Origin of the sequence: Chitinophaga flava (assembly GCF_003308995.1) — a bacterium.
Taxonomy (GTDB): Bacteria; Bacteroidota; Bacteroidia; order Chitinophagales; family Chitinophagaceae; genus Chitinophaga; species Chitinophaga flava.
Genome location: NZ_QFFJ01000003.1, coordinates 86,429 through 100,195, shown reverse-complemented (window position 1 = coordinate 100,195; position 13,767 = coordinate 86,429). Strand labels below are relative to the sequence as shown.

Sequence of the window (13,767 nt, the reverse complement as noted above, 5' to 3'; positions counted from 1 at the left end):
TATATGTGTTTTTTGTTGAAAATGCAAGCATTCGATGCATTTAAACATTAAATTTGCCGGTATTGAGAAGAATCAGAATGGCTGCGGAATAGGATAGGTGTATTATCTGAAAGCAAAAAATAACCTTTAGTGAAAAACCGAACTAATCTTAAGACGTTCTCTGGGACTATATTGGCATTATTTATCCTTATACCATTTGTATGTTGGGCCCAGGGAGACCAGACAGCCATTAAAGTAAAAGTTACGCCTTCCGGATTGACCACCAACGCCTGGCTTCATCTGCCAGATGATTACTCCACCACCAATACAAATTATCCCCTGATTATTTTCCTGCATGGGCTGGGGGAGGGAGGAACGGACATCAATGCGGTATTGGGGCAGGGGCTTCCCAAAGCCATTGCCAACGGGGCTAAAATGAATTTTACGGTAGGCGGGAAATTGTACAAGTTTATTGTGGTATCACCGCAGATAGAAGGCGGCTGGGCCAAGGACTTTATGGTACAGGCGGTGCTGGAAGATATGAAAGCAAAGTATCGTGTTGATGTCTCCAGGATTTATCTTACCGGTTTAAGTGCGGGCGGCTATGGCACCTGGAACTATGTAACCAGCAGTAAGGCTTATGCAGACAACATTGCAGCTATTGTTCCGGTATCTCCGGCGGCTATCTCCGCTGAGCAGGCCAACAGCCTTTGCAATACCGTTGTAGCTGCTGGCGTACCAGTATGGTCTTTTGCCGGCAGCGGCAGCAGTGATGCTGCGTTTTTATCCAACATGCAGTCTTATGAACAGAAATACAACAGCTGTAACCCCGACGTAAAGGCTGTCTCCAGGATTGTTTATGGTAGTGGCCACGATGGCGGTACCTGGGATAAAGTATACAATCCCGGTCACACCTACCAGCAGCCTAATATCTACGAATGGATGCTGCAATTCACCAATAAAAGCGTTACACAACCAGTCAATCATCCTCCGGTAATAGTGCTCGCCAAAAGCAGCATCAGCGTAAAAGCGCCTGTGAGTACCATATTGCTCGACGGAACCGCATCCTATGCACCTAACAGCAGGATCACCAAATACCGCTGGGAAAAGATATCAGGGCCTTCGCAAGGTGTGCTGATATCTCCGGATGCAGCCTCTGTAACACTCAGCAGCCCGGCAGTTGGCAACTATGTGCTGAGCCTGACTGTTACAAACGCACAGGGCGTGTCCAGCACCGCTAACGCCACTGTAACAGTCAATGCCACCGGCTCTTCAGTAGCCTGCAATTGTAAACATGTGATCCAGCCCGGCCCGGGCGGAGGTATCTACAGCGACGGGAGCCTACGGAATGTACAACCCGGCGATACCATCTGTATACCTGCAGGCAACTATCCATACATACAGTTCTTTAATTATAAAGGCTCTCCCGAAAAACCGCTGGTATTTATCAACTGCGGAGGGCAGGTAAGGGTGGGGGATGGGGGGAATTACGGATTGATCTTTAACCATTCGCAATATTTTAAAGTAACCGGTTCCGGCAGCGACGATAAGTACGGCTTTTATATTGACGGTGTAGGAAAGCTTCTCAGCAGCGGACTGGCCATGGGCAAAGGATGTACAGACTATGAAGCAGAAAGGATTGAAGTAGCCAGAGCAGCCGCCGGCGTCCTCGCCAAAATCAACCCCGATTGTGACCCTATCAACCAATACCCCAACTTCACTATCCGCAACCTCAGCTTTCACGATCTTTATGTACATGATACAGGCGGAGAAGGTCTTTACATAGGACATACACTACCCAACGGCATAGATGTTACCTGCAGCGATGGCAGTGTTGTTCATGTGCTGCCTCCCCGGATCTATAATCTGAAAATATATAACGTCATCACCCGGAATACAGGATGGGATGGGATTCAGGTTGCCTCCACACCGGAAGGTGCAGAAATATTCAACAACGAAGTATACAATTTCGGCACGGAAAATAAAGGCAGCCAGCAAGCTGGTATTATCATGGGCGGGGAATCCCGTGGAGTAATCTATAACAACAAGGTGATCAAAGGGACCGGTAATGCCATCGAAGTATTTGGTACCGGCCTGACTAAAGTATACAACAATATCATCAGCGATTGTGGCTGGGATGGCACTGCCACCGGGCAGGACGCCATTTTTGTAGATGACAGGCCTACCCGTAATAATTACAAACCTCTGCAGGTATATCTGCTGAATAATACTGTTGTCAACTCCAGGCGAAGCGGTATTATGATATTAAGCACCTACGGTACCGTCGGTACAGACAACCTCCTGTACAATAACCTGATCGTGGGTGGCGGCTCTTCTGTTAGTGGAGATAGGGGATTTGTCAATATCATGAGGGGGATAGAGTATAAATCGTCCAGCAATCTTTACCTGGCGAATGAGGGTGTAGCCGGCTTCAGAGATGCGCCGGAAAAGGATTTTCACCTGGTGGCAGGATCTCCGGCTGTTGACAAAGGAATGGACCTGACCAGCTACGGTATTACTTCAGATTTCGACGGGGATGTAAGGCCTTACAACAGAATATTTGATGTAGGAGCAGATGAATACAGCGGAGAAACACCTGGCAACCGGCCACCAGTGGCCAGAGCCGGCAACAATATTTCCATTACCCTGCCGGTAAATTCTGTACAGCTGGATGGTTCTGCTTCTTCAGATCCGGACGGTACCATTATCTCCTACGAATGGGAAAAGATAGGTGGCCCTGCTGCTACGATCGTATCACCTGCCAGTGCGAGAACAGCAGTTAGTGGCCTTGTGGTAGGTAGCTATACTTTTGAACTAACAGTTACAGACAATAAAGGCATCACAGCCAAAGATCGTGTAACCGTTACCGTATATCCCGAAGGACATAAATCTCCCGTGGCCAATGCCGGTAGAAGTGTGACCATTACCTTGCCGGTAAGCGCTGTAAAACTGGATGGATCCGCTTCCTACAGTCCTGATGGACAGCTGGTAAAATATTTCTGGCAGCGTATTTTCGGAGATGTGGGTGCACAGATTATTTCTGCTGATAAAGACATTGCGTTTGTAACAGGGTTAGTAAAAGGACTATATGAATTTATGTTGACCGTAACGGATGACAAAGGGGAAAACGCCAGCGCCACCGTAACGCTTACGGTGCTGGATGATAATGATCATGGTTCACGAAGGATCGTGTTATTCCCCAATCCCTCTTCAGATTTTCTGCAGCTGAGGTTAGATGAAGCACTCACAGATAATATCTCTGTACATATTTACAGTATTACCGGTAAGCTGATCCAAACGTATACCTTTAAGCAGGGAACAACGGTACAGGAACAGCTGGATATCCGTAAGCTCGTGCCAGGCATATACATGCTGCAGATCACCAATGGAAAAGATTTTAATGAAACAATCAAATTTGTAAAATCCTGAATATTGTAGCTTTTATATTCTTGTTTTCACCAGTGCATATTTCTGCTTCATACTCAGGAAGCGCTTCTCATACCATTCATAGCTGAAATAGGCAATAATACAGGTGAGCACAACGCAGGCTACCGGATATAATAACTCATAAACCAGAATCGATTTTTGCGCCCCGAAAATCCGCTGAAACCCCATCATCAGCAATTGACAGATAGGCGTATGGAACATATAGATGCCATAGGAGATTTTACCCAGTGTTTTGAATACCGGCAGCTCCAGGTTTAAGATACTGTTTTCCGAAACCGCGGCCAGCATGAGATATCCAAACAGTGCGGCGTGGATGAAGTGATCAAAATAATATTTGCTCACCACTGGTATTTTTAAAACAGAAAATGCCACCAGTACCATGATTACGAGCATCAGCCACTGAAGGGGTTTGCTGAAGCCCCTGCGCAGGAAATTCGTATATGCTTCCCTGTGAAATAAGACATAAGCCGCCAGCATACCTGTACCAAAAAGCTCCAGTTTGTCGAACAGCAGCAGATAGCTTGTTTCCAGCAGATGAGTAGTAGATACGTTATAATATAAAGGCACTATCACACAAAACAACTTGCTGATAAAACCCATGCTGATCAGAATAATAAATAATGTCTTGAGCCGCTTGCGGAAAAATATCAGCAGCAGCGGCCAAAGCAGATAAAACTGTTCTTCTATACAAACAGACCAGGTAATTTCCACAATGCCGTTGTTGTAGGGAAAAAAGGCCAGCTGTATGTTGACCGCAAAGAGCAGCAGGAAAAACAGATTGGTCCCTATCACCATCCAGTCAGTCGTGGCAGGGAGATGCAACACCTTAAACATGAATGGCGCGATCAGGGTCAGGCCTATGCCGTAGGCCAGGTAGAGCGGCCATATACGGAGTATCCTGCGAACATAGAAGTGTTTGAAATTAATAGTGCCTGTTTGCGCTTGCTCACTCAACAGCAGATAACTAATCAGGAACCCGCTTAATACAAAGAAGAGGTTTACGCCTATCCGTCCGGTGCTTACGAAAGCCTCGTTGAGGAAGGAAAACGCATCTACCTTAAAATGCGATTTAAAAAATTGTGCATGGTGCAGAATAACCAGCAGTGCTGCTATAAACCTGATGCCATCCAGATTTTTAAAATAAATTTTCATTCTATCGTATTAAACAGGTGTATAGGGATAATAGTGTATTAAGGTCGTTTGTATTGCAGCATCCATGAATAGATGTTCATGCCGTTTTCCTTATAGCGGGGATCATAAAAATCCTTAAAGCAGCAATGTTTGTTCTGATGGATGGTGAGTTTGGTGAGCCCGGGTTTGTAGCGGTTAGTACTGTCGATATAGGACTGTACGCCTTCCAGAAAATGGGGCTCTTTGGTACCAGCAAAATACCAGCAGTGTACGCCGGCATTTGCTACCAGTTTAAACTGTTTCGTGTTTTTGTCATCCAGCGAAGTAGGAGACAAGGCCACCACCGCTGCAATACGTTTGGTGATGGCAGGGCTTTCTGTAATGGCCATCACTGCAGCCCAGCCGCCGGCGCTGTATCCGGTCAGGTAAACACGGGAAGTGTCTATGCGATAGGTTTGCAGCAGGTCGTCCAGTACGGCCATGATTTCTTTGGGTTTCAATCCGAAGCTGGGCGCCTGGGGCATCACCACGATGAACTTGTATTTTTGTTTGTCCACGGGATTGACCGCTTCGAGTTTTACACCCTTATCCAGCCAGAAGGGGATACCTTCCAGTGCCAGTTTACTCAGATCATTGCCCGATTTACTTTTCCCATGAAGGAAGATGATAATCGGGTATCTACGGGTACTCACATTGTAATCATCCGGTAACTGTATCAAAGCCCCGTTCTTTTTTCCACCCGCTGTTATTTTTACTTCTATTTGCTGCATGTTACGCTGACCGAAGGTCAGGGAGTGATGCAACGATAAAATAATTATCAGCAGGGCAGATAATAAATATTTCATGACAATACGTTTAAAATTCAAAATCGTACGCATGAAGTAGAGCTGTCTTTTATTTTTGCAGCAATACTTCTTCGAGTCTTACGCCAATTATTTCCTCTATCTGCAGTTTCACTACATTCAGATCTCTCTGAAGGACCTTTTGTTTGAACAGTTGTTCGCTGTAGGATTTGGAGGCAGTGCTGTATTCTTGGTATCCTACGCCGCCGCTGGAGAATTTTTCCTCTACTGTTTGCAGGTTAGCTGCTTCATCTTCTGCCATTTCTGTTTGGATGTTCAGCAGATCTGCCTTGTTGAGGTAGTCTTCATACAGTGACAGTATTTGTCTTTTAATCAGTCTTGCCAGTACTTCTTTTTCTTCAGTAGCAATGGCTCTGTTTTTACGGGCAATTTTTACATCTGCGGGTTTGCTGATGAGTGATCCCAGAGGAACGTTGATACCGATATTCCAGAGCGGGTAATAGATGTTGGCCCGATCAGGGTTATTAGCCTTGTAGGCGCCTGTCGTTACTTCGTTGATGTTCATGCTGGCAGTTACATAGTTGAGCCAGGAAGCACTTGCTTTGGTGACTTCATAGTTAGTTTTATCTTTCTGATAACCGGCAATTCTCATCTGAGGGTTATCAAGTGCGAGTTCTACGAGCCGTTCTCTGATGGCATTGTTGGATGGGTTGGCAGAGGGTGGTGTCTTCGTCTGCGACTGAGGTTTTACATGGGGCGTCTTTGTCTGTGCATACATGCTTAAGGAGAGCAGCGCGGAACAGGAGAAAAGAAATATTCGTTTCATGATTAAATTGTTATTGGATTATTGGTATTGGGTTGTTCTTTATCGAACGTGATCAGTTTTATGATTGCGGCCAGCATGGCATAGAAGAAAAAACATCCTGGTATCTGGCCGATAGCTACCTGCGTATAGTGGGCGATAATATAGCCATACAAAGCGGCCACAATGGCCGCGTAGTAGCCTTTTATCTCCGGCGATCGGCTACGATAGTAGTTTCTGATCCCGGTACGCAGTATGATGAAATAGGTGAAGCAGGTGAGTGCGAGTCCTACCCAGCCCATTTCCAGTGCGCTTTTGAGATAGCCGCTATCAGGCGGGAAGCCAGCCAGCGTATGCCCCGGATTATACTGTGCACCCACTACGCCGGAAGTACTTAATCCTCCTCCCAGCGGGTGACGCAGGATATAAGGCTGTATCCTTTCCCTGTTGATATCCCTGACGTTGAAAGAGGCGTCATCTGATAAAAGGAAGGTCGTACGTATACGGCTGATGGTGCCGTTGTGTACCGGGCCAAACAGGATGAATACAAACATCATGACGGCCATGATGGCAAATGCCAGTGTTCTTTTACTGGTGATGGTCATCATGATAAAAAATATGATACCTGCGGGCAACATGGCATAAGCAGTACGGGTACCGGAAAAGGCCATGCCCAGTATCATGGGAATACAGATACCTATCAGCGTCCAGCGCAGTTTGCGGTTAACGGTGCCCATAGCCAGTACCAGGGCAAATATCACCGCATCGGCCATCAGCATACCGTACGCTGTAGGGTCGGAGAGAAAGGAGAATTTCCGCATACTGCCTGCCTGGAAATATAATTTGTAACGCAGCGGATCACGGTTCACCCAACTATCTTCAAATCCCAGCAGTCCATGCCATTCCTGAAAACAACCGTATAACCCTGCCAGTAATGATAATCCCAGCCATAATTTTATAAACTCCTTTACTGCTTCTATGTCTTTGAAGATATAGAGTGCTGTATAAAGGATCATGAGGAAGTTGAGAAACTTCCTGAAAGCAAAGATCCATCCGGGTATGGAGTCCATTGAAGGATTAAAGAATTCTACCAGGAAAAAAGCTACAAAAACAAAATACGCGGTGGTAATCGGATTCCTGGTGTGTTGCCAGTATTTTTCCCTGACAATGGTCTTCCTGAAATAAATCCCGATAAAAGTAAGGGCGATCAGCGCGTCCACTCCCAGTCCTACGGGCAGACTCTCGCTGATCAGCCTGTTGATATAAAAAGCAAAAAAGGAAAGGGTGACAGTAATGTAAAATCCCAGTCTGGTGTTAAACAGACAGATAAACGTAAGCGTGCCGCCCAACAGGCCGGCAATCACCAGGAGGCCTATCCGTTCATCTATCCTGGCGATGGCAAATGACATGACCATTGCGGCCAGCCCCATGAGGATATATCCCAGGGGGCTGTTCAGTTTCCGCTCACCAATCTGATGTCTGATCATGTTGATGAAAGCGGTAAAGATGCCGGTTTTTTTATTGGTGTTAGTGTAATTCACTGATATTATCCGGGTTTAGAAAAACAACATTTTTACAAAAAGGAACAGCAGTGTAAAGGCTACGAATGCGGTAACCATGATCTCTAAAATGTTGTCATTACTAAATCTGTTGTCTGTCATAATTAAGAATGATTAGTTGGCCTGTAATGCTCTGTAGTGGTCGCTCATCTTACCAAGACTTGTTTCCCAGGTATGTGTCAGGGCAAATGTTTTTCTTGCTTTTCTGATATCACTGCCAGGTTCTTCCGCCAGTGCTTTTTCTATGTTGATGATATAATCTTCTTTTGTTTTACACTGGTAGATATAACCTTCAAACAGTTTCATGGCCAGTGTTTCCGTTACTACAACGGGTTTTTCGAGCACCATGTACTCATCGAGTTTGCGGGGGTAGTTGCCGATGGTCATACCATTTACCAGCTGCGGGTTCAGACATACATCGAAGAACTGAATGAATTGTGGTACCCTGACTTCTGTTGTATTACCCAGAAAATATACATTCGGCATTTTATGCAGATTGCTTTTTTCGAAGGTTTTATCTTCAGGGCCTACCAATACAATGCTCCACTGCGGCCGTTCTGCGGCGATATGTTCCAGGATGCTGATATCCAGCCGTGAAACGATCAGGGCGCCCATATAACCGATGATAGGACCTTTGATATGGGCCATCTCTTCCGGCATGGTAAAAGGAGTGGTAGGGAAAAAACGTTCGAAATCGCAGCCCTGTAAAATGTTGTAGGTGCGGGGATTGTATTTTCTGCCGTAATCTTCGAGATAGTCGGAGTTGGTGACTACCATGCTGGCTTTGGCCATCAGCGATGGTTCCAGGCGTTTACCATGTCTTACAAAAAACGGATGCGTGGCGATATTATCGCGGCTGTAGTAGATACAGTCTGTCACTTCCGGCAACAGCTCAATCAGATACTGACCGCGATAGAATTCGTTGTCATTAAACAACAGTACATTCTTGAATCCGAGTCTTTTCAAAGCCTGGTTGATTTCTTTGGCCAGTCGTTTATTATTGATTTTATTAACAAAGTCGAATACCGGTGCAAACGGAATCCAGTTAACGGATTCCAGAATGGTACGGGGGTCCAGTGTCCAGAAGTTAGGCCCGATGCTGTTGATATCATCGGTTTGTTTTTTCAGGCTTTTGAGGCGTGTTTGTACTTTGGGGTCGTCTTTGGAACGAATAAGTGTGATCCTGTCCAGTGCACGGTTCACATACAAGACCCTGTTAAACTGAGATAATTCCTTCGCTACATTTTTGCAATTACTGCCAATGGCAATGTCCCAGGGTTGAAGGCCAACTACAAGGATATCCCTTCCTTTGATCATCTTACTTTCCATTTTAATAGAATTTTTTGTTGTAAAACTGCAATGATATCAGGATAGAAAAGTATCATGTGCTTGAATGTATTAAAGAGGCTACTGCCGATCTTTCTGTACAGAATAATTTGCGTGATAACAAAACAAATAGCATAGGAAGTCATTGTACCATAAGCGGCGCCCATCAATCCGAAATATCTGGTAAAACTCCAGCAGATGAAAATATTACAGATAGCGATGATGGTGTTGACCGCAAAGTTTGTTTTGGGAAGGCCGATGGAATCCATAATTGTGCCAAACTGTTTGATGAAAGGCAGGAAGAACCCATACAGTATGGTGATCTGCAGGATAGGAGCTGCTTCTTCATATGATGATCCGGCAATGATGTGCAGCACAATCTTCGGTAACAACAGGATGAAAATACTTACCGGCAAAGCGATGGCCAGTATAGCACCTACTGCTTTCTCATAATAGAATTTTACTTTCTCCATATTACCTGCTTCCATCATTTGCGCGCTTTTTGGAAAAAGAATATCAGCCAGTACCTGAGAAGGAACATCCACCAGATTGGAGATTCGCAGACATACGCCGTAAAGGGCCACAGAAGCGGTAGACAGATAGGAGGAGATCACAAACTGATCTGTGTTCCGGAATACGGAAGCACTGATGTTGGTACCAAAAACATATTTACCGAAGTGCCATAATTTCTTCACCCAGTCCATGTTGACCCGCAATGTACCCGTCAGGAATTTACGGGCAAACAGGGCAGATACCAGTACACCACACAGAATGCCTGCATCAAAAAACAGGACCAGTTTGGTGAGAGTGATATGTATACCAGCGAGGAGGCTGACAACAATTAACCCAAAGGAAATACCTTGTCGCGTAAGGTAAGCCCAGAAGATGCCTTTGAAATCGGCATTGGCATTCTGTACCCATTCAAAATGAGAAAAAGGTATGAGTAACAGCAATCCCGGCAGAAAATAATACATCACCGGTGCCAGGCCCGGTGCCTGCAAAAGATGGCTGACAGGTCCGATAAATGCTACGATCAGCAGCAGTATCGTCATGGTGGTAATACTGTTGAGGGTTAGTGCTGCTGTATGAATAAAGGCATGTTCCTGTTTGTCGCTACTGTTGAGGTATTTGATAACGGCATTTTTGATCAGCGAATGCCGGATCACTTCTATAATAGCAGAGTACACGAGGAAAAGGTTCCAGGTGCCCATATCGGGTTTGGAAAGGGTGCGGGTTAAAACAAGCACACTGCCGACACCGAATAACAATACAGCCGCTTTTTGTAAGCCGCTGTAGAATCCGGATCTAAGCCAGTAGGTATATTTCTGATCACTCATAGTTTTTATTCAAGTATCGCTGTGGGTTTAACTTTGTTGTACCTGTAATTTTTCCTTGCCGGCAGCAGGGCGATCGAGGCTGTAAAGCCACCAGGCGCCGGCACGTATGGCCAGGTTATAAATAATGATCGGCACAATCACTGCCATCACCAGACATATCACCAGCAGTAAAGGAACACTGGTAATACCGAAGCCTTTCATCAGCACCATCCTGGTAGCAGAAGCCACCAGTACATGGGACACATAGATGTATAAGGAATGAAATCCCACTATTCTCAGCCATTTTATTGTATTATAACGTTGAAGAATAAACGAAATATTGTACATAAAAGCACAGCCGGTAAGCGCGATCAGCGCAAATAAAATCGGCTGGTAGGTTTCTACGTACATATTGTCATTCATCTGCAGGTCTTTGGTCAGGAAGTAATACTGGCCAACCATAAAAAAGGGGAGCATCCACCCGAAAGTTTTCCAGGAGGCATAGTGCCGGAAGTTTTCCTTGTCCAGTATTCTGGATGACAACAGGTCGCCCAGTGCAAAGAAGATATAATAATGCATGATGTCGTACACAAAGCCGAGATCTATATGTTTGATGCTGACATAACTCGACAGGATATACAGTACGGCGCCTGCTATCAGCTGTTGCCAGATCGGCATTTTGAGTAGCTGGCGGGTAAAGATATACAGCACGCTGACATTAAAAAGTGCATACAGATACCAGAACTGGTCTATCCTGCGCGGGAAAAGAAAGATGTATCCATAGTCGGCCAGGCTTCTGTCTGCATTCACGTATCTGCTCAGGCAGATCTGCAGCGAAATCTGCAGCACAGACCATAACAGGTACGGATATAGTAAAGTGCTGAACTTGTTGAACAACAGTTTACTTACTGTCCGCTTAGCCAGGCTCCTGCCAATAAACACGCCGGACAATATAAAGAAGAGCGGCATCCTGAAACTATAAAAAACGATATTGGCATTTTCCAGCCAGGCATATTCCGTAGTAGAAATACCCGTGCGTGAAATTCCCTCAAAAATATGACGGTATAATACCAGGATAATAGCTATGCCGCGGGCATAGTCTATCCATGCCATTCTGTTGTTGCTTAAAATATCACTGTTAAATAGTTTCATACCTTTTTCTACAGATCTATATTTTCCTTGTTAACACAATTCAATATGGCGCCGGTGAACTTTCCGTTCATGTTCTGCAGGAATTGAATGGATTCCTTATCAGTTTGTTTGATAGTGGATTTTGCAGAAACAACGGAGATCATGGTGTCGGCATAGTTCAGCAGCTCTTTACTGTCTGACCTGTCGTTGAGGGCAGCGCCTTCCATCAGAATATAATGATAGGTGCCGGTGAGTGCTGACAGGTGACGTAACAGGTTATCATCGCCCAGTACCTCGGCAGGTGTATAATCTCCGCCTTTACAACCGATGATGTCCACGTTTTCGATGGAAGTAGTGGTGATGATGGATTTCACCTTGTCATAGCTGTAATCGCTGGTAGCAGCAGAGAAGGATTCCAGTTCTGCTTTGGCATCAAATTCTTTTGTCAGTGTATTATTGATGAAGTTAGTGTCGATGATGAGCACTTTCTTCTGGCTTCTGCTCAGGCTATGGGCGAGGGCTTTGATGATCGTAGACTTTCCTTCACCGGGGCGGGCACTGGTAAACAGGTATACTTTATGAGTACTGTTTTCAATTTCAAAACGCAGCTTACGCAGGTGTTCACGGAAGGTGACTGCGGGAGCGGAGTTGGCCGCTGTTGTGTCGAAGATAGTGTTCAGCGGAGTTTGTTTCATATTGATTTTATTCACTACACCCAGCAGTTTTAATCCTACGGTTTTGAGGAACTGGGAAGGTGTTTTGATAGAGACATCAATATACTCCAGGAAGATGATAGCCATACAGCAGAATACAAACATGCTGACGCCAGCCAGTGCCAGGGTCATCAAACGTTTGGAGGGCTCTGGTTCTACGGCTGGCTGACCATAGAGAATCTGCCGGTAGTTGTCCAGTGGCACCACGGTGTTGTTCATCACTGCGTCGTAGCGGGATTTAACGTTTTCATATTCCTGTTGTGACAGGCTTACTTCTTTTTGCAGAGCGAGGTTGGTGGCGCTGCGGGAAGCGGCGGCACCTACACTGCTGTTGAGACTGCGTATTTTCTGTTGATAGGTTTCGATGTTTTGTTTGGAAGAATTGACTTGTATCTCCAGCTCAATTTTCTTTTGTTGCAGATCTGCCTTGTTGATACCACCTTCGGAAGGGGCATTGGTGGCCAGACTTGACAGTTTAGCTTTATAGGCCGCTTTCAGTTTCTGGTATTTGTTGTACAGCTCTGTATCATTAGAACCTTTACTGATATATTCCTGGTTGGCATCATTCATTTGACTGCGCAGTTTGCTGATTTCAGCACTGGCAGCAGTGGCGGCGCTGGCTGACTGGGCATTGTTGCGGTCCATGTCGATCAGTTGTTTGGTGACCTGCTGGAGTGAAAGGGTAGCATTGTTTAAGGTGTTCTGCTCCTCGGTCATTCTGCTTTCAAAGGTGCTGATCTGTTCCATTTTACTGGAGCTTTCCACTGTTGCATCTACACCACCCATGGTTTTAAGATTATTGATCTTCTGGTCCAGGTCAGCTCTTTTCTGGGCTACCAGTTTTTCGAGTGTTTCAATAGACTGTACATTCTGCTGGGAACGGGAGCTTTCGTTGTTTCTCAGAAATTCGGAACAGATCTGGTTTACCATGTAGGAAGATAATTCAGGGTTGGTAGACCAGAACTGTACTTCAATGAAGTCGGTTCTTTGAATGCGGGCAACAGAAAGCAACTTGCGAACAGTTTCCAGGTCGTACTGATATACTTTCATCAGCTCCTGTATTTTTCTCTCTTCGGGATCGTAGGAGCTTAATAATTTTTCTTCGGTGTATTTTTTCTTCAGTACAGCGATGGCAGCTGCTTTATCCGCGTTGCGGTAAGCAGGTTTTTTCATGGTCTCCGCATCCAGTTTACGGAAGGGTGTCTGGGGTTTTTCCAGGTCGTGCAGCATCAGGCTGTAAGTGACCATGCTCAGTACTTTGGTGGAACGGAGGGCTTCGATGATGTTGCTGAACTTTACATCAATCTCATAAATATTAAAGTTTTCATCTTTCAGTTTCACCTGATCACTGGTTGTAAAACCCGTAGCCATCTGGGCAGAAGAACGATAGAGCTTTTTCTGGTTGAGCGTAAACAGAAATGCAATTGCCACCGCCAGCATACTGCTGATGATGATCAGCCACTTCCTACGCATTAACGAATTGAACAAATAAATCAGATCCATATTGCCGGATTCTTTAAAGTATGAAATAGTTTAATTTAATTGTCACTAAAAAATCCG

General features: G+C 45.3%; 9 protein-coding genes. 1 reads left to right on the top strand and 8 read right to left on the bottom strand.

All coding sequences use genetic code 11. The features are described 5' to 3' along the window. The first annotated feature begins 129 nt into the window (after positions 1-129). Positions 130-3,408, top strand: coding sequence for a PKD domain-containing protein (locus tag DF182_RS31275; RefSeq protein ID WP_147243608.1), 3,279 nt, complete (start codon positions 130-132; stop codon positions 3,406-3,408). 12 nt (positions 3,409-3,420) lie between these two features. On the opposite strand, the gene DF182_RS31270 is transcribed toward DF182_RS31275, so the two are convergent. The 8 genes from DF182_RS31270 to DF182_RS31235 all read right to left on the bottom strand — a co-directional run bounded on the left by DF182_RS31270 (position 3,421) and on the right by DF182_RS31235 (position 13,710). Continuing rightward, the gene (locus DF182_RS31270; protein ID WP_113619849.1) at positions 3,421-4,578 is read right to left on the bottom strand and encodes an acyltransferase family protein; all 1,158 of its coding nucleotides are present in this window, start codon (positions 4,576-4,578) and stop codon (positions 3,421-3,423) included. A 38-nt stretch (positions 4,579-4,616) separates the two neighbouring features. Then, the gene (locus DF182_RS31265; protein WP_161964338.1) at positions 4,617-5,402 is read right to left on the bottom strand and encodes a carboxylesterase family protein; all 786 of its coding nucleotides are present in this window, start codon (positions 5,400-5,402) and stop codon (positions 4,617-4,619) included. A 49-nt stretch (positions 5,403-5,451) separates the two neighbouring features. Further along, positions 5,452-6,186, bottom strand: a complete 735-nt coding sequence (locus tag DF182_RS31260) for a TolC family protein (protein WP_113619847.1) — start codon at positions 6,184-6,186, stop codon at positions 5,452-5,454. Positions 6,187-6,188: 2 nt separating this feature from the next. After that, positions 6,189-7,703: an O-antigen ligase family protein gene (locus DF182_RS31255; RefSeq protein ID WP_113619846.1), complete on the bottom strand. Its 1,515-nt coding sequence runs from the start codon at positions 7,701-7,703 to the stop codon at positions 6,189-6,191. Positions 7,704-7,835: 132 nt separating this feature from the next. After that, the gene (locus tag DF182_RS31250) at positions 7,836-9,050 is read right to left on the bottom strand and encodes a glycosyltransferase (protein WP_113619845.1); all 1,215 of its coding nucleotides are present in this window, start codon (positions 9,048-9,050) and stop codon (positions 7,836-7,838) included. Further along, entirely contained in the window at positions 9,035-10,384 is a 1,350-nt protein-coding gene (locus tag DF182_RS31245) for an oligosaccharide flippase family protein (protein ID WP_113619844.1), read from the bottom strand. The genes DF182_RS31250 and DF182_RS31245 overlap by 16 nt, the downstream gene beginning before the upstream one ends. 27 nt (positions 10,385-10,411) lie before the next feature. Beyond that, positions 10,412-11,515 carry an acyltransferase family protein gene (locus DF182_RS31240; RefSeq protein WP_113619843.1) on the bottom strand — a complete coding sequence of 368 codons (1,104 nt, stop codon included), beginning with the start codon at positions 11,513-11,515 and terminating at the stop codon, positions 10,412-10,414. Positions 11,516-11,523: 8 nt separating this feature from the next. Continuing rightward, positions 11,524-13,710 (bottom strand): exopolysaccharide transport family protein, encoded by a 2,187-nt coding sequence (locus DF182_RS31235; RefSeq protein ID WP_113619842.1) that lies wholly within the window; start codon positions 13,708-13,710, stop codon positions 11,524-11,526. Positions 13,711-13,767 lie beyond the last annotated feature (57 nt).

Coding starts and splice junctions, on each gene's coding strand:
- DF182_RS31270 (WP_113619849.1), bottom strand. CDS start 4,578: ATGAAAATTTATTTTAAAAATCTGGATGGCATCAGGTTTATAGCAGCA.
- DF182_RS31265 (WP_161964338.1), bottom strand. CDS start 5,402: ATGAAATATTTATTATCTGCCCTGCTGATAATTATTTTATCGTTGCAT.
- DF182_RS31260 (WP_113619847.1), bottom strand. CDS start 6,186: ATGAAACGAATATTTCTTTTCTCCTGTTCCGCGCTGCTCTCCTTAAGC.
- DF182_RS31250 (WP_113619845.1), bottom strand. CDS start 9,050: ATGGAAAGTAAGATGATCAAAGGAAGGGATATCCTTGTAGTTGGCCTT.
- DF182_RS31245 (WP_113619844.1), bottom strand. CDS start 10,384: ATGAGTGATCAGAAATATACCTACTGGCTTAGATCCGGATTCTACAGC.
- DF182_RS31240 (WP_113619843.1), bottom strand. CDS start 11,515: ATGAAACTATTTAACAGTGATATTTTAAGCAACAACAGAATGGCATGG.
- DF182_RS31235 (WP_113619842.1), bottom strand. CDS start 13,710: ATGGATCTGATTTATTTGTTCAATTCGTTAATGCGTAGGAAGTGGCTG.